Raw genomic sequence first — 19,672 nt, forward strand, 5'->3', positions numbered from 1 at the left:
GCATGAGAAATACTTTTATTCCTCTAAAGGACTCTCATGACAGGCTTAACGGGGAGTAAACTGTGGTTGTAACCGATCTACAATTGCCGCGAGTCCCGACTCCCAAATTCTTACCCAAGATAAGTTATAGTCGGCAATTTTTATGGGTATTTTTGATAAGCAAAATCATATGGTTAAATTAACATGAGAGCTTTCTAACGAGAAAGGCTCCGCATTTTTTACGCATCGTTAATCACAACGCAGGCGAGTCGCCGGCGTTTACCCCTCATTTCCATCCTGCCCGTAAAAATAGCATCAGTTTTGCAGAAGTAATAAGTAAAGGGAACAACGTGGCAAACGGGGCAGGATCGGCACAGGCGATAGAGTTGACCACCGGTACGGAGGTCAGTCAGACGCTCGAAACCGCGCGCAGCCAAGTCGAAGAACGCTTCCTGGAAGGCGGCACGGTGCTGCTGTCCGTCATGGACGTTCTCAACCGTTTGCTGAATTCCCTCGATAACATCACCAAGGCTCTCGACAACAATGAGTCGAGCAATGCCGACGCTGATCTGCGCGCCACCGTCGAAAGCCTGACCGCCCTGCCGGTCACCGAACAGGCGCGCCAGACGGCACTTGCGACGCTCGCCGAAACCGGCAGCGGCCTGCACAAGCATATCGCCGAGATGCAGGAGACCATGCGTTATCTCCGCACCTTCGCGGTGACGGTGAAGATCACCGGCGCCGGTCTCCCGGAATTCGCTGGCTTCGCCCAGGAAATTCTTGAGCGCATCTATTCCGGCACAGAGGAAGTCAATCGCTTCGCCGGCCACCTCGACAGCCTGCAGAAGGAAGTAAAGCTGGCGCTGAGTGTCGGCGCCAACCTGTCGAAGAGCTATTCGGAAACCGTGCCCGCCGTTGCCGGCGCGCTGCGCCAGGATGCGCAGAAGATCGCCGAACACCGCCAGAAACTCGGCGTCATCGCCCGCGAAGTCGGCGCGATCGCCCGCGGCGTCCAGTCCAAGGTCGCCTCCACCCTTTCGGCCCTGCAGATCGGCGACATCACCCGTCAGCGCATCGAGCACGTCCAGAGCACCTTCTCGCTGCTCGACGAATTCCTCGATGGCGATGGCAAGGCATTGAATGCCGACCAGCGCGAGCGGCTGCGCAATGTCATCAATCATTTGACCGCGGCACAGATGGCGGAAATGTCCGCCGATTTCAGCCGCGACTCGCAGAATGTCGTGCAGACGATCAAGAGCTTCGGCCACGACACGCACGAGATCATGAAGCTGCGCGACCAGATGGCTGGCGGCGGCGAAGGCAATTTCATGCGCGCCCTGGAATCCAGCGTTTCGGCCGCCCACGAGATCGTCAAGCAGGTGGATGCCTCCAGCCGTCAGGCCGACCAGGTCAGCCAGTCGACGCTCGGCACCGCGGCCAAGCTTCTGGAAGCGATCGGCAATATTCGCGCCGTCAAGACCGACATCAACTACATGGCACTAAACACCAACCTGCGCTGCAGCCGTCTCGGTGAAGAGGGCAAGTCGATCAATGTCGTGACCGCGGAGCTTCGCATCTTCGCAAGCAAGCTCGACGATTCCGCCGACGCGATCGTGAACGGCCTGCCTGCGCTCGAAGCAGCGGCAGGCAACATGGCCCCTGCCGCAGGCGGCAATTCCGGCGGTCTCGCCGAGAGCCTGACGGCTGCCGTCGGCAGCATCCGTTCGGGCGCGGACATGATGGAAGAGGAATTGAAGGTTCTGGCCGAGCACGGCCGCGAGGTCGCCAGCAAGATCACCCTGATGATCGGCAAGCTCGACTTCGAACACGATCTCGGCGAAACGCTGGTGCGCTGCGCCACCGTTCTCGAAGACGTCGCCGGTATGGAAATCGCCAATATCGACGATATCGCCGAGTTGATCGCTCCGCTCGACCGCAAGATCTTCAAGCTCTACACGATGGTTCAGGAACGCAACGTCCACCGCGCCATCATTCCGGCCATCGAAGAAGAAGCGGCACCGGCCGCTACGGCAGCCCCCGCGGCTGCCGGTGACGACGAAGACCTCTTCGCCGACGCGCTGTTCTAGGACTTAAAGACTACGGAAGGCGGCGGAACTTGTTCGCCCGGTCGATGGCCGCCTTCTGCTGATCGTCCTCGATCCCCAGGAAGAAATCCTCAAGCTCAGGATCGGGCAGGCCGGCCCGGCGTGACAGCACATACCATTTGGCCGCCTCGATCGGATCGGGCTTGGTGCCGAGCGCGTAGATGTAGAGATGCGCGAGCTTGTTCTGCGCCACCACGTTGCCGCGGTTGGCGGCAAGCTGCATCCACTGGAAACCGTGCACGAAGTCACGCGGGCCGTTCTGGCCATTGACCATCCAGACGGCAAGATCGACCTGCGCGGTATCGAAACCGGCATGGGCAGCACGCGCCATCCAGGGCCGCGCAAGACGGCGCTTCTCGTCCGGAATATCGGGCATTGTCGAATAGAGTTCGGCCACGGCGTACTGAGCATCGGCAATGCCCTGCTCCGCCGACTTCTCATAATAGGGCAGCGCGAGCTTCAGTCCGTCCTGGCCGGGATGGTCGGAGGTGAGGATCTGGCCCCAGTTGAACTGCGCGGAAGAATTGCCGGCATCAGCCGATTTCTTCATGTATTCGTCGGCCTTGGCCTTGTCGCGAGGCACGACTTCGCCGGCCATCAGCATCAGCGCATATTTGAACATCGCCGCGCCGTCGCCGCCTTCGGCTGCCTTGCCGTACCAGAAAGCAGAGCTCTTCGGATCGCGGCGCACACCGAGACCGGCATACTGAATTTCGGCAACCAGCGTCTGTGCGGCGGGATCGCCAAGCTGGGCGCGCGGCAGTGCAAGCTGCATCGCCGTCAGATAATAGCCGCGCTGATAGGCGCCATAGGCATCATCGACCGGCCCCTTGTAGTCCTTCTCAGGCGGCAGGTCGGGAAGCTTCGCGCCCATGCGGTCGAGAACGCCGAGACCGGTCGAGGGCTGCACACCTTCCGGCGGGCGTCCCTTCTTCAGCGGTTCGGCATCGCTGCCGACCGGCCGTGTCACCACATTGTCGACCGTCTGGGCCATCACCGCATAGGGAATGGCCGCGGAAAACGCGGCAGCGGCGAGAATCAGACGGCGAATGTGGACGGCGCGGATCGGCATAAGCGCGACTTCAATCCTCAAACCGTGGCGCTTTTTCGTCAAGAAGTGCGTTGACCTGCGCAACGATCGCCGGCGCCTGTGCCGGATCGGCAAAAACAGCCAGCCGCAACGCCACGAACTCGGCGCCGGATTCGGCAACCACGAGCGCCGAAGCAGGATCGGTTCCGCCCATCACCATGCAGGGAATTTCGATCATCGACGCCCACCATTCGCCGAGCGCGACATTCTTCGGATGCGCTTCCGGCTTGATGTCGCCGTCGAGCTTGCCGAAGAAGATGTAGTCGGGACGTTCCTCGCCGATCTCCAGCGCATTGTGGCGATCGGTGGCATTGCCACCGCCGACGATCAGCTTGTCGGCATATTTGTCGATCGCTTCGGCGATCTCGGCAGCCGGGCCGGTCAGATGCAGGCCATCGGCCTTCGCGCGGCCGACGATGCGGCTGTCGCCGGCGATCAGGGCAGCCGCGCCCGCTTCCTGGATGATCGGCACCAGCTTTTCGGCGTGCTTCTGGAAAACGCCGTCGTCGAGGCCGTATTGCGGCACGATCACCGAGGCGACATCTCCGCCTTTCAGCGCATCGCCAACAATCTTCGCCCTCTCGTCGGCGTCTGCAATGTCAGGCGCGATCAGGACCAGGCGGCAGCGGTTTTCTGGTTCGGTGCTCATGAAGTCTTTCCATTTTCTGCCGATTCCGCCAGCAGGCGGTAAATCCGCACTCGTTTTGTGTGAGTAATTCCGATAGACGGGGCTGGCAAGGGGAGGACTTGAAAAGCATGCTGCCGGAACTGTCATTCTTTTATGCGGCAGTGCCCGCCGTGCTGCTCGTTGGCCTCGCGAAAGGCGGCATGGGAGATGCCCTTTCGCTGATCGGCGTTCCCTTCCTCGCCCTCGTCGTCTCGCCGGTCGAAGCCGCCGCGATCCTGTTGCCGATCCTCGTTTTCATGGACATCATCTCGCTGATCATCTGGCGCCAGCATGGCGACTGGACGACGTTGAAGATCATGCTTCCCGGCGCGCTCTTCGGCATCGCGCTCGGCTGGGCGACATCCGCACTCATTCCCGGCAATGCGCTGCGCATCGTCATCGGCACGGTCACCGTGCTTTTCTGCCTGCGCTACTTCTGGAACAATTTCGGCCCCGGCGCCGGAAAGGTCGTGCCGCCGCGCGGCCAGCGCCCGATCCTTGCGAGCGCCTGGGGCACGCTGTCGGGATATGGCAGCTTCGTCGCCCATGCCGGCGGCGCACCCTTCCAAATCTATGCCCTGCCGCTGAAGCTGCCGCCGCGCGAATTCACCGGCACCAGCGTCCGCTTCTTCGCCATCCTCAATGCCGTCAAGCTGATCCCCTACTTCGCGCTCGGGCAGCTCGACACCAAGAACTTGGTCACCTCGATGACCCTCCTGCCCTTCGCACCGCTGGCAACGATCGCCGGCGCCTGGTGCGTGCGCCGCATGAAGCCGGAGATTTTCTATCCGTTCATGTATGCCATGGCGATGATCGCCGCGTTCCTCATCATGCGCGAAGGTCTCGGTTTCTAGTCTTCCGATCGACCGGCATTGTCGCGGTCGCGTTCATAGCTCCGGGCCCAGGGGAACGCCGGCAGCCACGCCTCGCGGCGGATGGTCCAGAGCTCGTAGGTCGGCTTGAACTGATTGGGTTCGTCGAACGAGCCGAGATTGAGCTCGACCTCATCGCCGCTACGGCCAAAGACCGGAGACCCGCAGCGCGGGCAGAAGAAGCGGCCGGCATAGCTCCCCGTCTCGCCTTGAACCTCGACTGCGTCTTCAGGATAGATCGCCGAAGCATGAAACAAGGCGCCGTGATGCTTGCGGCAATCGAGACAATGGCAAATGCCGACGCGGTAGGGCGCTCCCGTCGCGGCAAAACGGACATTGCCGCAGAGGCAGCCACCGGTGAAGCGGTCCATCCTGCATCTCCTCGTCATCCAAGAGAGCTGACGGTTTACAACGAAGCCCGCCTTTACAGCAAATCCGGGCGCTCAGCGGCAGACAATCGAGCTTGGGTGCACCGCACAATTTCCTTGCCGGAAAGCGGTCTTTGACGTAGCGTTTCGGCATGTCGAACATCGACCCCTTCGCCGCGATATCAGATCCGAACCGGCGGTTCCTGCTGGAACAGCTGAGGCGCGCGCCGAAGACGGTCAACGAACTCGCCGAAACCCTCCCGATCAGCCGCCCTGCTGTCTCACAGCACCTGAAGGCGCTTCTGGATTCGAACCTCGTCTCCGTTACCTCCGAGGGTACGCGGCGGATCTACGCGGTCAACAACCGCGGTTTCGACAGGCTCAATCTGTGGCTGGACCAGTTCTGGGCCTAAAGCACGCGCTACAAATGAAAATGCGCCAGTCCAACTCCGCACTGAATGGACTGACGCACGATTTTGTAAAGCCACCGGGCCCTTGCTAAACCTATTTAAAGTTTGGATTTTTGTCCTTCAAGACTGCAAGTGATCGACCGGTGATCTCGAGTTATTCCATTAGTGAACGGAAGATTTCAGACGTTGGATTTCGTCCTTGATACGCAGCTTTCTGCGCTTGCACTCTGCAATGTCTGCATCGCGCTTAGAGGGAGATGTCATCAGCGCGTGCAGCTCCTCCTCAAGAGCTCCATGCTTCTTCTCAAGTGACTCAAGATGAGCTTGAACAGTCATTTGACCCTTCCTTCCTCTTGCCTTCCCCAGCCATCCATCGCTGGAGTTCTAGGCGTCAACCTTTCGACTGTGACATATTTTTGAAGGCTTGTCGAAGGCGAAAACGTGGTGCCTAGATGGCAAATTCATGATCAACACTAACTTCCCGTTACCGCTATTTGGTGATAGGAGCTTGCGGAAATCATCGGCAGAACGGACAAGGTCCGAGGACGGTAATGGGGAATGCAAATGGCCGATCAGGAACAGGCGGAAATCAGGCTCATGGCAGCTCGGCTGCGGCAGGAGCACGAGGATTATGACGCCGCGATCAACGCCATGATTGCTACCGGCTGCGATGCTCTGCGCGTACAGCGCATGAAGAAGAAGAAGCTTGTGATCAAGGACAAGCTGACGAAGATCGAGGATCAGATTATCCCGGATATCATCGCCTGAAGGGGACGTGCCGTTGACGATGACAGACAGACCACCCGTTGCCATCATCATGGGCAGCCAGTCCGACTGGGAAACCATGAAGAACGCCGCCGACACGCTCGAGGCGCTCGAAATTCCCTACGAGGCGCGCATCATCTCTGCGCACCGCACGCCGGACCGGATGGTCAACTTCGCCAAGAACGCGCGTGATGAAGGCTTCAAGGTGATCATCGCCGGCGCCGGTGGCGCAGCCCACCTTCCGGGCATGACGGCCGCCTTCACACCGCTCCCGGTCTTCGGCGTTCCGGTTCAGTCGAAAACCATGTCCGGCCAGGACAGCCTTCTCTCGATCGTGCAGATGCCGGGCGGCATTCCCGTCGGCACTCTGGCGATTGGCAAGGCGGGCGCCATCAATGCGGCGCTGCTCGCCGCCGCGGTTCTCGCCCTTTCCGATGAAGATATCGCCGACCGGCTCGACGAATGGCGCGAACGCCAGAGCGGAGCGATCGCCGAATACCCGATGGACGACAGATGACTGCAAAGACGATCGGCATCATTGGCGGCGGCCAGCTCGGCCGCATGCTTGCCATGGCCGCAGCCCGGCTGAACTTCCGCACCGTCATTCTGGAGCCACAAGCCGATTCTCCGGCCGCCCAGGTGGCCAACCGCCAGATCACCGCCGCTTATGACGACCCGGCAGCGCTTGCCGAGCTCGCCAAGCTCTGCGACGTCGTTACCTACGAATTCGAGAACGTGCCCGTTGCCGCCGCCGCAACGCTCGCCGCAAGCGTGCCGGTCTATCCGCCGCCGAAGGCTCTCGAAGCGGCGCAGGACCGTCTGGTCGAAAAGCGCTTCATCAATGACTGCGGCATCCCGACCGCGAAATTCCATGCCGTCGACAGCCAGGAAGACCTGGAAGCGGCGCTCAAGGATTTCGGTGGGCAGGGCGTGCTCAAGACCCGCCGCCTCGGCTACGACGGCAAGGGGCAGAAAGTATTCCGCTCGCCGGCCGATAGCGCCGAGGGCGCCTATGCCGCGCTCGGCAGCGTGCCGCTGATTCTCGAAAGCTTCGTCGCCTTCGAGCGTGAGGTCTCGATCATTGCCGCCCGCTCGACCGACGGCACCGTCGTTGCCTTCGATCCGGCCGAGAATGTCCACAGGAATGGTATCCTCCATACCTCGACGATCCCGGCATCGATTTCGGACGCCACCGCCGAGGCTGCCCGCGAGGCCGCCGGGACAATTCTCTCCTCGCTCGGCTATGTCGGCGTCATCGGCATCGAGTTCTTCGTGCTCGCCGACGGCGGCCTGATTGCCAACGAGATGGCGCCGCGCGTCCACAATTCCGGCCACTGGACGGAGGCCGCCTGCGTGGTTTCTCAGTTCGAGCAGCACATTCGCGCTGTCGGCGGCCTGCCGCTCGGCGATGCCGGGCGCCATTCGGACTGCGTGATGCAGAACCTGATCGGCGACGACATCCTGACCGTACCGGACTGGCTGAAGCGCAAGGATGCCCTCGTCCATCTCTACGGCAAGACCGAGTCCCGGCCGGGCCGCAAGATGGGCCACGTGACGGTGCTGACGGCGAAAACCTAGGATTTTGCCGGATAAAAGGCCTTCATGTGGTTGACACAGGAATGCCATCGGGTTATCTGCCTGCCCAACCTAAAGGCGCGCCACGAGCGCGCTTTTGAATGTTTAAAGATACGGGCGAATGTGAAATTCCCCCCAGAGATCGCGGATCAGAAAAATGAAGATCAAGAATTCGCTCAAGTCGCTCAAGGCTCGTCACCGTGACAACCGTCTGGTTCGCCGCAAGGGCCGCATCTACATCATCAACAAGCTGAACCCGCGCTACAAGGCTCGTCAGGGCTGATCTAGCGTTCCGGGGCATCTGGGCGGCATTCGTGCCGCTGCCATGCTTTCCGGTGGGTCGCTGCGGTGATCACGTCAAATTTTCTTTGATCTTGTGCGTTGGCGGGCTACATTGTCCGCCATGCGCTTTTTTGCTTTGCTCTCCGCGGCCCTGCCGCTGACCCTTGGTCTCCTCGCTCCAATCGCTCCTGCCGCCGCTGCGGAAAAGGACGTTATTGTCGAGCAGCCGGATGCCAATGCCTCCCCCAAGCAACGCCTCGACAATCTCTACGCGCAGCTGAAGCGCGAGCGTGATCCCGAGAAGGCGAACGGCATCGCTCAGGAAATCCGCATGGAATGGAATGATTCCGGCAGCGCCACCGTCAATCTCCTGATGCAATGGGCCGACAAGGCGATCGAGGACAAGCGCAGCGCGGCCGCCCTCGACTTCCTCGACGAGGCGATCGCGCTGAAGCCGACCTATGCCGAGAGCTGGAACCGCCGCGCCACGCTGAATTATGCTTCCGGCAACTATCGCAAGTCGATGTCCGATATCGAGCATGTGCTCGAACTCGACCCTCGCCATTTCGGCGCGCTGTCGGGCATGGCGGCCATCCTCAACGACACCGGCAACGACCAGCTGACGCTGAAGGCATGGGAACGCTTCCTCGACGTCTTCCCCGCCAACCGCACGGCGCAGGAGCAGGTGAACACCCTTTCGGAAAAACTCGCCGGCAGCCGGACCTGATCTTGACGGCGGCGCGCCGCACCCAATCTTAGGGATAAGTGATACACCCTCCCGGTCCGACCATGCTTGCCGAAGTTTCCGCCCTCCTCGCCCCCATTGCCGCCGCGATCGGTTACAGTTCCTACAAGGCCCGCCAGTTCGAACGCGACTATCCCAATGTCGGTGAACTCATCGATGTCGGCGGCTATCGCCTGAACTCGCTGCATCTCCCGCGCCCGGAGACTGCCGATCTGCCGCCCGTCGTCTTTATTCACGGCGCCAGCGGCAATCTGCTCGACCAGACCGGCGCCTTCCTGCGTCCGCTGCAGGGCCGCGCCGAAATGCTCTTCGTCGACCGGCCGGGCCACGGCTATTCCGAACGCGGCGGACCTGAAAACGCCATCCCTTCCGGCCAGGCCGCTGCGATCGCCCTACTGATGGAAAAGCGCGGGATCGAGAAAGCGATCATCGTCGGCCATTCCTTCGGCGGCGCCATTGCCGCCGCCTTCGGCGTCCATCATCCGGAAAAGACGGCGGGCCTGTTGTTTCTGGCGCCTGCGACGCATCCATGGCCCGGCGGTATCGACTGGTATTATCACATCGCGACGGCACCCGTTCTCGGCTGGCTGTTCAATCATGCCCTCGTCGTGCCGATGGGTCTGCGGCGTCTCGAACAGGGCACGCTGAACGTCTTCCGCCCGAACCTCAGGCCATCGGACTATATCGCCAGCACCGGCCCGTCCCTCGTGCTGCGCCCCGATACCTTCTACAACAACGCCGCCGACTTCACGCGTCTCCACGCCTATCTTGAGGCGGAATCGCACCGCTACCCCGAGATTGCCGCGCCGACGGTGATCATAACAGGAGACAGCGACGATATCGTCTGGGAGCATCTTCATTCGCAGGGTCTTGCCCGCGATATCGCCGGCTCCGAGCTGGTGAAGATCCGCGGCGTCGGCCACAAGCCGGATTATCTCGCGACCGATGTAGCGATCGCCGCGCTCGAAAAGATCGCCGGTCTTCCGCGCGATCTGCAGGCCGCCGCACGCGTAGCGGAAGCGCGCCTTGCCGGAGAGATAGCGGCAGTTGCCGCCTGAAGCCTTGCACCGGCGAAAAGCCGAACCATATCCACTCGATAATTTATCTTTTGGAGGGGATTTCATGGACCGGCTTCAGGCCAGAACCATTTCGCTTTTCACCGCTTTCGCTTTCTCTCTCAGCCCGCTTTCCACCAGTTTCGCCGCCTCGCCCGCGCCCGTCGAAGGGCAGCATGGCATGGTGGTGACCGCCCAGCATCTGGCGACCGATGTCGGCGTCGAGGTTCTGAAGAATGGCGGCAATGCCGTCGATGCCGCAGTCGCCGTCGGCTATGCGCTCGCCGTCGTCTATCCGACCGCCGGCAATATCGGCGGCGGCGGCTTCATGACCATCCGCATGAAGGACGGCAAGACCACCTTCCTCGATTTCCGCGAGCGCGCACCGCTTGCCGCCACGAAGACCATGTATCTCGACGCCAAGGGCGATATCGTGCCGCGCGCCAGCCTTGATGGCTATCTCGCCGTCGGTGTCCCCGGCTCCGTCATGGGCTTCGAGACCGCCCGCGAGAAATACGGCACCAAGTCGCGTGCCGATCTTCTCGCACCTGCCATCGCCTTCGCCAAGGACGGCTTCACCTTCGAGCAGGGCGATGCCGCAATCCTCGCCGACAGCGCCAAGCGCCTCGCCAAGGACGAAGCTGCCGCGAAGATCTTCCTGAAGGACGGCAAGCCGCTGGCCGCCGGCGAAAAGCTTGTTCAGCCGGAGCTCGGTACCGTACTCCAGGCAATCTCCGAGAAGGGCCCCGACGCCTTCTACAAGGGCGCGCCCGCCGAGGCGATCGTCAAGGCCAGCCAGTCAAAGGGCGGCATTCTCGCCAAGGAGGATTTCGAGCAATATTCCGTCCGCGAGCTGAAGCCGATCGAGTGCAATTACCGCGGCTACGACATCGTCTCCTCGCCCCCGCCCTCATCCGGCGGCGTCATCATCTGCGAGATTCTCAACGTCCTCGAAGGCTACCCGCTCTCCTATCTCGGCTATGGCTCGGCCGAAACGGTGCATGCGATGGTGGAAGCCATGCGCTACGCCTATGTCGACCGCAACGCCGCACTCGGCGACCCCGACTTCGTCGACAACCCGGTGAGCAAGCTGCTCGACAAGGGCTATGCCACGGAGATCCGCGAAAAGATCGATCCCTACAAGGCCGGCAAGTCGGCCGACCTGAAGCCGCTCGGCGGCAAGGAAAGCACCGAGACGACGCATTACTCGATCATCGACGACGAGGGCAATGCGGTGGCCGTCACCTACACGCTGAACGGCTCCTTCGGCGCCGGCGTCGTCGCACCCGGCACCGGCATCCTGCTCAACAACGAGATGGACGACTTCACCTCCAAGCCCGGCGTGCCGAACCTCTACGGCCTCGTACAGGGCGAGGCGAACGCCATCGCGCCGAAGAAGACGCCGCTCTCCTCGATGAGCCCGACGATCATCTCCAAGGACGGCAAGCCCTTTATGGTGATCGGCAGCCCCGGCGGCTCGCGCATCATCACCATCACGCTGGAAGCGATCCTCAACGTCATCGATTTCGGCATGGATATCAGCCAGGCCGTCAACGCCCCGCGCATCCACCACCAGTGGCAGCCGGACAAGGTCTTCCTCGAGCCCTACGCGCTTTCGCCGGACACGGAAAAGACGCTCGCCGCCATGGGCTACACATTCGACGGCGGCAATGACGCGCCGGTCTGGGGCCAGGCAGCTGGCATCCTCGTCGGCGGCAAGAGCCTTGCCCATATCGAAAAGGGCGGCGGCGCACGCTATTACGGCGCCATGGACAGCCGCGCCGTCGAGGGCGCTGCCAAGGGTTACTGATCAGCGGATCCGGGCGCGGACATAATCGCCCCGGATCGTCACCTGCGGTTTGGCACCCGGCACGCTCGGCTTCTCGGCATCGACAAGCGATGCCTTGGCCGTAACCGTGTAATCGACCGGCACGTCCGCTCCAAACCCAAGCGTGGCATCGAGCGAGGTCGCCTCGATGCCGATCTTTTCGTCCCTGGCGATGGACGCATAGGTGAGGTTCGCCCGCACAGCCGTTCCGGAGATATCGACCTCCGACGCATGACCGTCGAGGGTGATATCGGCGGCATTGCCCGATGTGCGAAAGCTCGAGAAATTGCCGTCGAGCCGCGCCATGAAGGCATGCTGGTCGATCTTAACGGAAGCCCCCGCCGGAACGTTGGCCGAGACATCGGGCGCGCAATCGCCGATATCGCTCCAGGCCGACACCGCGACATCGATCGTCATCGACGTCCCGTCGATCTGCACCCGGCTCTCATCCTTGCAGGCATTGAAGAACCAGTTCGAATACCAGGACGAGAACCAGCCGATGCGCCGCCCCGTCGTCACGGCCTCATAGGGCCTGCCGGCATCCGTGGTGATCCGGATCGAGCTGGAATCGCCGCGGATGACGATCGAGCGGATCGCGGTGATATCGAATGTCTCGCCCGGCGTGATCGAGCCGCCGAAGGCCGACAGCAGGGTCATGAAGAAAAGCGGAATGGAAAGGATGAGGCTCATCGGTTTGCTCCTTGAATAAGGCCGGCAGATCCGGCGAAACCACGATGCAATTCACACCACTTTCCGGAGACCTCGATCGTGTTTCGGGTCGCCCGCAATTGCGATCGAGGCCATTCTCGTGCTCATATCCTCAAGGCTATCATCCGGACGCCGACCATGATTTTCGTGCCGCTGCCCTTCGTCGTCGCACTGCTGCTGCTCATCCTGCTCGTCAGGATGCTGCGGACGGAGGAATGGAATGCGCCCGGCCGCCGGCTGTTTCTGGCGCTGATCGCCGCCTATGCCCTGCAATCCGTCCTCATCGGCTTTCGCTGGGGCTATGACACGCTCGCCATCATGCCGTTTCAGGCAGTGCTGGCGGCACTCGTCGCACCGCTTTCCTTCGCCAGCTTCGCCGACCTGACACTTGAGACGCCGCGTCCGCTGAAGCGCCAATGGCCGCATCTTCTGCCGGCGATCGGCGTGGCGCTCTCCTTCGCCTTCTGGCGCGATATCGTCGGTCTGAGCCTGATCCTGATCTTTCTCGGCTACGGCCTCAGCCTGCTCTGGATCTCGCGCAGCGGCGCCGATGGCCTCGTCGCCTCGCGGCTCGACGGCGCCTTCCTCTCCCATCGCTCCCTGATGGTAACGGCCGTCGCCCTGATCGCCTCTTCGCTCAGCGACGTCTTCATCAGCCTGGATTTCGACAATACCGGCGGCGCCCATGCCGGGCGGATCGTGGCGCTCGGCAATGTCATTGTGCTGCTGATCCTCGGCAGCGCGGCGGCCGCTGCCGGAACAAGCCAGCCGGAGCAGCCGGCAACCGAAGCCGCGCCACCCCCGCCCAGCCTGCCGACCGAGGAGGATGGCGCCGTTGCCGCCCATCTCGACAGCCTGATGGAGACCAGGCAGATCTACCGCGGTCCCGAACTCAATCTGAGCCGCATCGCCCGCAAGCTCGGCCTGCCGGCCCGCAGCGTCTCGACGGCGGTCAACCGCATCCACGGCATGAGCGTCTCGCAATATGTCAACGAGTTCCGCATCCGTTTTGCCTGCGATCAGCTCGTCCGCACCGAGCTGCCGGTCACCAGCGTCATGTTCGAGGCGGGCTTCATCAGCAAGTCAAACTTCAATCGCGAATTCCTGCGGGTGACAGGCGCGAGCCCGACCGAATACCGGCGGCGCGAGCAGGCCGGAACGGTCGCGAGCCCAAGCCGCGCCCCGGCATTCGTGTCACCGTGACAAAAACCGCCGTTCACAACGGCTTTGTCACATTCTATTCATGGCCCAGCACATCAGCCGAAAGAACATCCCATGGCATCCATTGAAATGATCGTTGCCGCCCGTGCCCGCCTGCGCGGGCATGCCAGGCGCACGCCGCTGCTCTCCTCACCGTTCCTCGATGAAATGGCCGGGCGGCGGGTCTTCGTGAAGGCCGAATGTCTGCAGCATACCGGTTCCTTCAAGTTCCGCGGCGGCTGGTCGGCGGTATCGGGGCTGGAGCCAGATGTCCGCAAGCGCGGTGTCATCGCCTTCTCGTCGGGCAACCATGCCCAGGGCGTGGCGCTGGCCGCCAAGCTGCACGGCGTCCCCTCGGTGATCATCATGCCCTCGGACGCGCCGAAGCTGAAGATCGACAACACCCGCGCCTTCGGCGCTGAAGTGGTGCTCTACGACCGTGCCAAGGAAGACCGTGACGCGATCGGCGACCGCCTCTCCGCCGAGCGCGGCCTGACGCTGGTCAAACCCTTCGACGAGCCGCTCGTCATCGCCGGCCAGGGCACGACCGGTCTGGAAATCGCCGAACAGGCGGAAGAGGAAGGCATCAAGACGGCCGAGGTTCTGATCCCCTGCGGCGGTGGCGGCCTGAGCTCCGGCGTCGCCCTCGCGCTTGAGGCCAGCGCTCCGTCGTTCATGGTCCGCACCTGCGAACCGGAGAATTTCGACGATTACGCCCGCTCGCTGGCGTCAGGCAAAATCAAGCGCAATGCCGCGATGACCGGCTCGATTTGCGATGCGATCATTACGCCCGAACCGGGCAAGATTACCTTCCCGATCCTGAAGCGCCTCGCCGGCGCCGGCATCGTCGTCACCGACGAGGAAGCCCTGCGTGCCATGGCGCTCGCCTTCAAGCGGCTGAAGATCATCGTCGAGCCGGGCGGCGCAGTGGCGCTTGCCGCGGCACTGTTCCACGGCAAGGCATTGGAGAGCGACACCATCATCGCCATCACCTCGGGCGGCAATGTCGATACCGATGTCTTCGCGACGGCGCTGGAGCGCTTCGGCTAATCAGACGCCGTAGCGCGCTGCAGGCACCGAACGCGAGAGGTGCGGCATCATTGCCTGCCGCGCATCTTCATGGGCCTGCAACAGCGCTGCGTCTTCGAGCGCCGGGATGGTCGCGAACTCGCCCTGGTCGAAGCCCTTGAGCGAGGCATCGACCATCGCTTCGGCGGACATGACGATTTCGCCCGGCAGATGCTCGACCGGCATCCCGGCAATGCCCCAGAATTCCGTCGCGGTGGCGCCCGGCAGAACGGCCTGAACGCGGATATTCTTGTCCGTCAGCTCATGCTTCAGCGACTGGCTGAAGGCCAGCACGAAGGCTTTCGTGCCACCATAGACGCCGTTGAGGATCTCCGGCGCGATTGCCACGATCGAGGCGATATTGATGATCGCGCCGTCGCCGCGGGCAACGAAGCCCGGCACTGCGGCATAGGTCAACCGCATCAGCGCGGTGACGTTCAGGTCGATCATCTGCTGCATCTTGTCGACATCGGCCGAAAGCAGCGGCGCCGTGCCGCCGACACCGGCATTGTTGACCAAGAGCGTGATGTTGCGGTCGCCCTTCAGCAGCGCTTCCACCTTGGCAAGATCAGCCTGCGCGCCGAGATCGGCAACGACAGTCTCGACCTTGCGGCCGGTCTCAGCGCCGATGCGGCTCGCGAGCGCCGAGAGGCGTTCGCCATTGCGCGCCACCAGAATGAGATCGTAGCCGCGCTTGGCAAGCCTGTCGGCATAGATCGCGCCGATGCCCGATGACGCACCGGTGACGAGCGCGATGCCCTTGTTCAAATCGCTCATGGTCTTTCTCCTTCAATTGCTCTGGCGGGTGCCATCGCCTGAAGGATGTTTTACGAGGGATTGCCGATGTCCTGAATGTCATATAAACCACCTTTTAGGACAAACGGAGTTTTCGGCCATGCAGCGCATCGGCTTTCTTGTCTATCCCGGCTTCCAGATCATGAGCCTCGCCGCCGTCTCGGCTTTCGAGTTCGCCAATATCCAGCTTGGCGAGCAGGCCTACGAGATCCTCTATGTCTCGGAAACCGGCGGCCCCGTGCCGAGCTCGCTCAGCATGATCATCCACACGGAGGCTTTCGCTGATCCTGCCTTCGATACGCTGATCGTTTCCGGTGCGCCCGATATCCGCCTGCCTACGGCGGGAGAGGCCGCGTTCATTCGTGAGGCGGCAGATGCCTCGCGGCGGCTCGCTTCGATCTGCACGGCTGCCTTTCTGCTGGCCGATGCCGGTGTCCTCGACGGCCGCAGGGTCACCACCCATTGGCATCTCGCCCGCGAGCTGAAATCCCGCTATCCCGCCATCAAGCTCGATGAGGACCGCATCTTCATCGTCGATGGCTCGATCTGGACCTCGGCGGGCATGACTGCCGGTCTCGATCTGGCATTGGCGATGGTCGAGAACGATCATGGTGCCGACGTCGCCCGCGCCGTTGCCCGCAAGCTGGTCGTCTATCACCGCCGCGCCGGTGGCCAGTCACAATTCTCGACGCTCTTGGATCTCGAGCCGAAATCGGACCGCATCCAGAAGGCGCTCACTTATGCCAGAAGCAATCTGACGAGCGCGCTCTCCGTCGAGGAACTCGCCGATGCCGCGCATCTGAGCCCGCGCCAGTTCAGCCGTACCTTCCGCTCCGAGACCGGCCAGTCCCCGGCAAAGGCCGTGGAAAACCTGCGGCTGGAGGCGGCGCGGCTGATGATGGAACAGGGCCGGCACCCAATCGATGTCGTGGCGCGCGAAACAGGCTTTGCCGACCGCGAGCGGATGCGCCGCGCCTTCCTGCGCGCTTTCGGCCAGCCGCCGGCCGTCATCCGCCGCAACGCCCAGAGCGAACTGGTCGCCTAGGCCCGCATCAGCATCTGTTGCGGCGAAAGACCGGCAAGCGCTTCCTGCGCCGCCTGCAGCACGATCGATGACAGCCGCGCGGTTGCCGCATCCGGATCCGCCTCGGCGCGATGCAGCATCAGGCCGAGCGACGGCAGAGCGGGCAAACCGGCAGCTTCAGGCGAAACCGGCTTCACCTTGGCAGGGAGACCGAGCGGTGTGCGGATGGTGATACCGAGCCCCGCCGCCGTCGCCGCCCAGAGGCCGCCGAGGCTGGGGCTGACGAAGGAAAGCCGCCAGGGAATGTTGACCCGGTCGAGCGCATCGATCGCCGCTGTCCTCAGCAGGCAGGGCGCTTCGAGCGAAGCCAGCGGCAGCGGCTCGCCGCTTTCGACCGTCCAGCCCTGCGGCCCCGAAGCCGGTCCGACCCACAGCATCGGCACCTCGCCCACCATCTCGCAATGCGCCGTCGCATTGCCGTTGCTCCAGGCAAGCGCCAGATCGAGCTTGCCGGTCGTCACCCGCTCGATCAGTTCGGCATTGCGCACCACGCGCGCCTCGATGCGGACTTTCGGATGTGCCCTGGCAAAACGGCCAAGCACCTCCGGCAAGACGGTCTCGCCGAAATCCTCCTGCAGCCCGAGCCGCACCCAGCCTTCGAGCTCGACGCTCTGGATCGCCGCCACCGCCTCATCGTTGAGCTCCAGAAGCCGCCGGGAATAGGCAAGCATCGTCTCCCCGGCATCGGTCAGCGCCAGCCCGCGGCCGGACTTGCGGAAGATCGGCGTTCCCGCCTGCTCCTCCAGCTTCTTCAGTTGTGCGCTGACGGCCGATGTCGAGCGGCCGAGACGCTCGGACGCCTTGGCGAAATTGCCGAGCTCCATGCCGGCCACGAAGGTGCGGAGAACATCCAGATCGAAATTTGTCTTGCGCATCATCAATCCCAATTTTCAGGATCATACGTTCGATATATTCTGATTTTATGGATTAATCTGCCGTGCGATGGTCCTCCTGTCAAGATTTCAAACAAGGAGGCTCCCATGCCCTTCGTTCGCATTTCTCTCCTCAAAGGCAAGTCGCCGGAATATCTGCGCGCCCTCTCCGATGGCATCCACCGCGCCCTCGTCGAGGCCTTCGACGTGCCCCCGGCCGATCGGTTCCATGAGATACAGCAGCATGAACCCGGCGAGCTGATCTTCGACCGCAACTATCTGGCCGGACCCCGCTCCGACGATTTCGTCCTGTTTGCCATCCGCGCGGGACGCCCCCGCAGCACGGAGACGCGCAAAGCCTTCTTCAAGCGCGCCGCCGAACTGCTGAGCGAGGCGCCGGGCCTGCGCAAGGAAGACATCATGATCACCATCGTCAGCTCGCAGCCCGACGAATGGTCCTTCGGCGACGGCGTGGCACAGATGGCCGACGACAACTGGCGTGCCCGCGCCATGGGAGAGCCGTCATGAGCGGCAATCCCACGGCCATGACGATCCGCCGTCCGGGAGGCGCCGTGCGCTCCCCCGATGGCATCGCATCCGAGTCTTTCTGGGTGGAGGCGCTGCTGGAAGGCAGTGCCGCCGGAGAGAATGCCGCAATGCGCGCCACGCTTGATCCCGGCACAATCACCAACTGGCACACGCATCCCCGCGGACAACTGCTCTATGCCCTCTCGGGCATAGGACGGGCGCAGCGCGACGGCGGCCCGGTCGAGGAAATCAGGCCCGGCGACGCCGTGTGGTTTGCGGCTGGCGAGAGGCACTGGCATGGCGCGGCCGAGGATGCGCCCTTCAGCTATGTCAGCATCCAGGCAACCGATGGGGAGCGCTTCGTCGACTGGCTGGAACCCGTGGAGATATCGTCATGATCGCCATGCAATACAGCTTCACCCTGCCCGCCGATTACGACATGGGCATCATCGACCGCCGCATGCGCGAACGCGGCCCGGGCACCGACGGCTTTCCGCATCTCGCCTTCAAGGCCTATCTCAGCGCCAGGAGAGGCGAATTCGGCGGCCAGGAAAATCTCTACGCCCCCTTCTACCTCTGGGAACAGCCGGAGGGCGCGAGCAACTTCATCACCGGCCCGGGCTTCCAGGCGCTGACACAATCCTTCGGCCGGCCAAGCATCGACCAGTGGATGGTCTGGCACGCCGAGACAGCCGCCGATCTCGGCAACGCCAAGTTCGCGACCGCCGAGCGTCTCCCGATCGAGCCGCACGCCGATCTCGCGGCTCTGCGCGCAGAAGAAACCGAGCGGGCAAGGCAGACGGGACGCAAACGCGATGCGCTGGCCTCGATCTCCGGCTTCGAAGCCAGATCGTGGTCGCTCGTCCGCTTCATGCTCTACGCGGATATGCCGCTGATATCAGGCGACGGCCAGATCTACCGCGTCGGGCACATGTCGCTGCCAGCCGCCGTTCAGGCCGTTGCCCGGCGGTAAAACGCGAGCGACCCCGCAAGAGCCAGGAGCGCGCCCCCGCAGGCGCGCTCAAGCCATATGGCACCGCTCGTCTTGAGAAAGCGCGCCGCTTGCGAACCGAACACCGCGTAGCCGAACATGATGACGAAATCGAGCGAGGAGAAGACGAACGCAAGCAACAGGTACTGTGATGCCTGTGGCGATGTGGGATCGATAAACTGCGGCAGAAAGGCGGAAAAGAACAGGTAGCCCTTCGGATTGGTAACAGCCACCATGAAGCTCTTCAGCCCGATAGCAATCGCTGACCGGGATCCGCCGCCCTGCTCCGCGAGCACGACATCGAGAGATCCCTTCGATCGTAGCAGCATGATGCCGAGAAAGGCGAGATAGGCCGCGCCGCAATATTTCAGCACGGAGAACCAAAATTCCGACGCGGCAAGCAAAGCACCGAGACCAACGGCAACCGCCCCGATCAGGACGAAATCCGAAAACACTGCGCCCAGCATGCCGGGAATCGCCCGCCTGACGCCGTAGCGCGAGCCGTTGTTGAGCGCCAGCAGGACCGTCGGCCCAGGTGTCGCGATCCCAACGAAAGAAACTGCGGCAAAGGCAAGAATTGTAACGGCGTCCATATCCACCTCCCGGATTTTTCCGGAGGCTCGCATGTCGCCATCCTCCGTTCAAGATTACGGCAAAAGAAAAACCCGCCGGTTTCCCGGCGGGC

General features: G+C 62.6%; 24 protein-coding genes. 16 read left to right on the forward strand and 8 right to left on the reverse strand.

From position 1 onward, the window contains the following. Positions 1–329 precede the first annotated feature (329 nt). Positions 330–2,066 (forward strand): methyl-accepting chemotaxis protein, encoded by a 1,737-nt coding sequence (locus ABIE40_RS16025; RefSeq protein ID WP_199629034.1) that lies wholly within the window; start codon positions 330–332, stop codon positions 2,064–2,066. A gap of 10 nt (positions 2,067–2,076) precedes the next feature. Here the strand turns inward: ABIE40_RS16025 and ABIE40_RS16030 are convergent, their stop codons facing one another. Together ABIE40_RS16030 and ABIE40_RS16035 are read right to left on the reverse strand one after the other, a co-directional pair. Further along, positions 2,077–3,156, reverse strand: coding sequence for a tetratricopeptide repeat protein (locus ABIE40_RS16030; RefSeq protein WP_199629033.1), 1,080 nt, complete (start codon positions 3,154–3,156; stop codon positions 2,077–2,079). Between the two features lie 10 nt (positions 3,157–3,166). Next, positions 3,167–3,823: a thiamine phosphate synthase gene (locus ABIE40_RS16035; RefSeq protein WP_130282058.1), complete on the reverse strand. Its 657-nt coding sequence runs from the start codon at positions 3,821–3,823 to the stop codon at positions 3,167–3,169. A 107-nt stretch (positions 3,824–3,930) separates the two neighbouring features. Between ABIE40_RS16035 and ABIE40_RS16040 the strand changes: the two genes are divergently transcribed. Further along, positions 3,931–4,695 (forward strand): sulfite exporter TauE/SafE family protein, encoded by a 765-nt coding sequence (locus tag ABIE40_RS16040; protein WP_112719901.1) that lies wholly within the window; start codon positions 3,931–3,933, stop codon positions 4,693–4,695. Here the strand turns inward: ABIE40_RS16040 and ABIE40_RS16045 are convergent. Continuing rightward, positions 4,692–5,084 carry a GFA family protein gene (locus tag ABIE40_RS16045; protein WP_199629032.1) on the reverse strand — a complete coding sequence of 131 codons (393 nt, stop codon included), beginning with the start codon at positions 5,082–5,084 and terminating at the stop codon, positions 4,692–4,694. The genes ABIE40_RS16040 and ABIE40_RS16045 overlap by 4 nt on opposite strands. A gap of 149 nt (positions 5,085–5,233) precedes the next feature. Here ABIE40_RS16045 and ABIE40_RS16050 point away from each other — a divergent pair, with 149 nt between their 5' ends. Then, on the forward strand, positions 5,234–5,494 hold the full coding sequence (locus ABIE40_RS16050; RefSeq protein WP_112719903.1) for an ArsR/SmtB family transcription factor: 261 nt from the start codon (positions 5,234–5,236) through the stop codon (positions 5,492–5,494). 159 nt (positions 5,495–5,653) lie between these two features. Here ABIE40_RS16050 and ABIE40_RS16055 read toward each other — a convergent pair whose 3' ends face one another. Next, positions 5,654–5,827: a YdcH family protein gene (locus ABIE40_RS16055; RefSeq protein ID WP_112719904.1), complete on the reverse strand. Its 174-nt coding sequence runs from the start codon at positions 5,825–5,827 to the stop codon at positions 5,654–5,656. A gap of 228 nt (positions 5,828–6,055) precedes the next feature. Here ABIE40_RS16055 and ABIE40_RS16060 point away from each other — a divergent pair, with 228 nt between their 5' ends. The 7 genes from ABIE40_RS16060 (at position 6,056) to ggt (ending at position 11,723) form a co-directional block, all read left to right on the forward strand. Next, positions 6,056–6,259 carry a YdcH family protein gene (locus ABIE40_RS16060; RefSeq protein WP_112719905.1) on the forward strand — a complete coding sequence of 68 codons (204 nt, stop codon included), beginning with the start codon at positions 6,056–6,058 and terminating at the stop codon, positions 6,257–6,259. A gap of 19 nt (positions 6,260–6,278) precedes the next feature. After that, a complete protein-coding gene (gene purE / locus ABIE40_RS16065; RefSeq protein ID WP_112719906.1) occupies positions 6,279–6,773 on the forward strand; it encodes a 5-(carboxyamino)imidazole ribonucleotide mutase in 495 nt (164 codons plus the stop codon). Beyond that, entirely contained in the window at positions 6,770–7,834 is a 1,065-nt protein-coding gene (locus ABIE40_RS16070; protein WP_199629031.1) for a 5-(carboxyamino)imidazole ribonucleotide synthase, read from the forward strand. The genes purE and ABIE40_RS16070 overlap by 4 nt, the downstream gene beginning before the upstream one ends. A 154-nt stretch (positions 7,835–7,988) precedes the next feature. Continuing rightward, entirely contained in the window at positions 7,989–8,114 is a 126-nt protein-coding gene (gene ykgO, locus ABIE40_RS16075; RefSeq protein ID WP_003582204.1) for a type B 50S ribosomal protein L36, read from the forward strand. A gap of 111 nt (positions 8,115–8,225) precedes the next feature. Then, a complete protein-coding gene (locus tag ABIE40_RS16080; protein WP_112719908.1) occupies positions 8,226–8,840 on the forward strand; it encodes a tetratricopeptide repeat protein in 615 nt (204 codons plus the stop codon). A gap of 62 nt (positions 8,841–8,902) precedes the next feature. Beyond that, positions 8,903–9,916 carry an alpha/beta fold hydrolase gene (locus ABIE40_RS16085; RefSeq protein ID WP_199629030.1) on the forward strand — a complete coding sequence of 338 codons (1,014 nt, stop codon included), beginning with the start codon at positions 8,903–8,905 and terminating at the stop codon, positions 9,914–9,916. A gap of 64 nt (positions 9,917–9,980) precedes the next feature. Then, positions 9,981–11,723 (forward strand): gamma-glutamyltransferase, encoded by a 1,743-nt coding sequence (gene ggt / locus ABIE40_RS16090; RefSeq protein WP_199629029.1) that lies wholly within the window; start codon positions 9,981–9,983, stop codon positions 11,721–11,723. Here ggt and ABIE40_RS16095 read toward each other — a convergent pair whose 3' ends face one another. Further along, positions 11,724–12,431, reverse strand: coding sequence for a hypothetical protein (locus ABIE40_RS16095; RefSeq protein ID WP_199629028.1), 708 nt, complete (start codon positions 12,429–12,431; stop codon positions 11,724–11,726). 156 nt (positions 12,432–12,587) lie between these two features. On the opposite strand from ABIE40_RS16095, the gene ABIE40_RS16100 reads away from it, so the two are divergent. Further along, positions 12,588–13,652 carry a helix-turn-helix domain-containing protein gene (locus ABIE40_RS16100; protein WP_199629027.1) on the forward strand — a complete coding sequence of 355 codons (1,065 nt, stop codon included), beginning with the start codon at positions 12,588–12,590 and terminating at the stop codon, positions 13,650–13,652. A gap of 72 nt (positions 13,653–13,724) precedes the next feature. Beyond that, positions 13,725–14,699: a threonine ammonia-lyase gene (locus ABIE40_RS16105; protein WP_199629026.1), complete on the forward strand. Its 975-nt coding sequence runs from the start codon at positions 13,725–13,727 to the stop codon at positions 14,697–14,699. Here the strand turns inward: ABIE40_RS16105 and ABIE40_RS16110 are convergent, their stop codons facing one another. Further along, positions 14,700–15,494: an SDR family NAD(P)-dependent oxidoreductase gene (locus ABIE40_RS16110; RefSeq protein WP_199629025.1), complete on the reverse strand. Its 795-nt coding sequence runs from the start codon at positions 15,492–15,494 to the stop codon at positions 14,700–14,702. A 118-nt stretch (positions 15,495–15,612) separates the two neighbouring features. Here ABIE40_RS16110 and ABIE40_RS16115 point away from each other — a divergent pair, with 118 nt between their 5' ends. Further along, positions 15,613–16,557 carry a GlxA family transcriptional regulator gene (locus ABIE40_RS16115; RefSeq protein WP_199629024.1) on the forward strand — a complete coding sequence of 315 codons (945 nt, stop codon included), beginning with the start codon at positions 15,613–15,615 and terminating at the stop codon, positions 16,555–16,557. Here the strand turns inward: ABIE40_RS16115 and ABIE40_RS16120 are convergent. After that, positions 16,554–17,471 (reverse strand): LysR substrate-binding domain-containing protein, encoded by a 918-nt coding sequence (locus ABIE40_RS16120; RefSeq protein ID WP_199629064.1) that lies wholly within the window; start codon positions 17,469–17,471, stop codon positions 16,554–16,556. The genes ABIE40_RS16115 and ABIE40_RS16120 overlap by 4 nt on opposite strands. 105 nt (positions 17,472–17,576) lie before the next feature. On the opposite strand from ABIE40_RS16120, the gene ABIE40_RS16125 reads away from it, so the two are divergent. Genes ABIE40_RS16125 through ABIE40_RS16135 form a run of 3 tightly spaced genes read left to right on the forward strand, consistent with a single transcriptional unit; the run spans position 17,577 to position 18,969 of the window. Further along, entirely contained in the window at positions 17,577–17,996 is a 420-nt protein-coding gene (locus ABIE40_RS16125) for a tautomerase family protein (protein WP_112719916.1), read from the forward strand. After that, a complete protein-coding gene (locus ABIE40_RS16130; RefSeq protein ID WP_199629023.1) occupies positions 17,993–18,394 on the forward strand; it encodes a cupin domain-containing protein in 402 nt (133 codons plus the stop codon). Before ABIE40_RS16125 ends, ABIE40_RS16130 begins: the two co-directional genes overlap by 4 nt. Next, positions 18,391–18,969 carry a DUF4865 family protein gene (locus tag ABIE40_RS16135; protein ID WP_199629022.1) on the forward strand — a complete coding sequence of 193 codons (579 nt, stop codon included), beginning with the start codon at positions 18,391–18,393 and terminating at the stop codon, positions 18,967–18,969. Before ABIE40_RS16130 ends, ABIE40_RS16135 begins: the two co-directional genes overlap by 4 nt. Here ABIE40_RS16135 and ABIE40_RS16140 read toward each other — a convergent pair. After that, positions 18,948–19,580, reverse strand: a complete 633-nt coding sequence (locus ABIE40_RS16140) for a LysE family translocator (protein ID WP_199629021.1) — start codon at positions 19,578–19,580, stop codon at positions 18,948–18,950. The two genes, ABIE40_RS16135 and ABIE40_RS16140, sit on opposite strands and share 22 nt — an antisense overlap. Positions 19,581–19,672 lie beyond the last annotated feature (92 nt).

Source organism: Rhizobium sp. OAE497 (assembly GCF_040546565.1).
Taxonomy (GTDB): domain Bacteria; phylum Pseudomonadota; class Alphaproteobacteria; order Rhizobiales; family Rhizobiaceae; genus Rhizobium.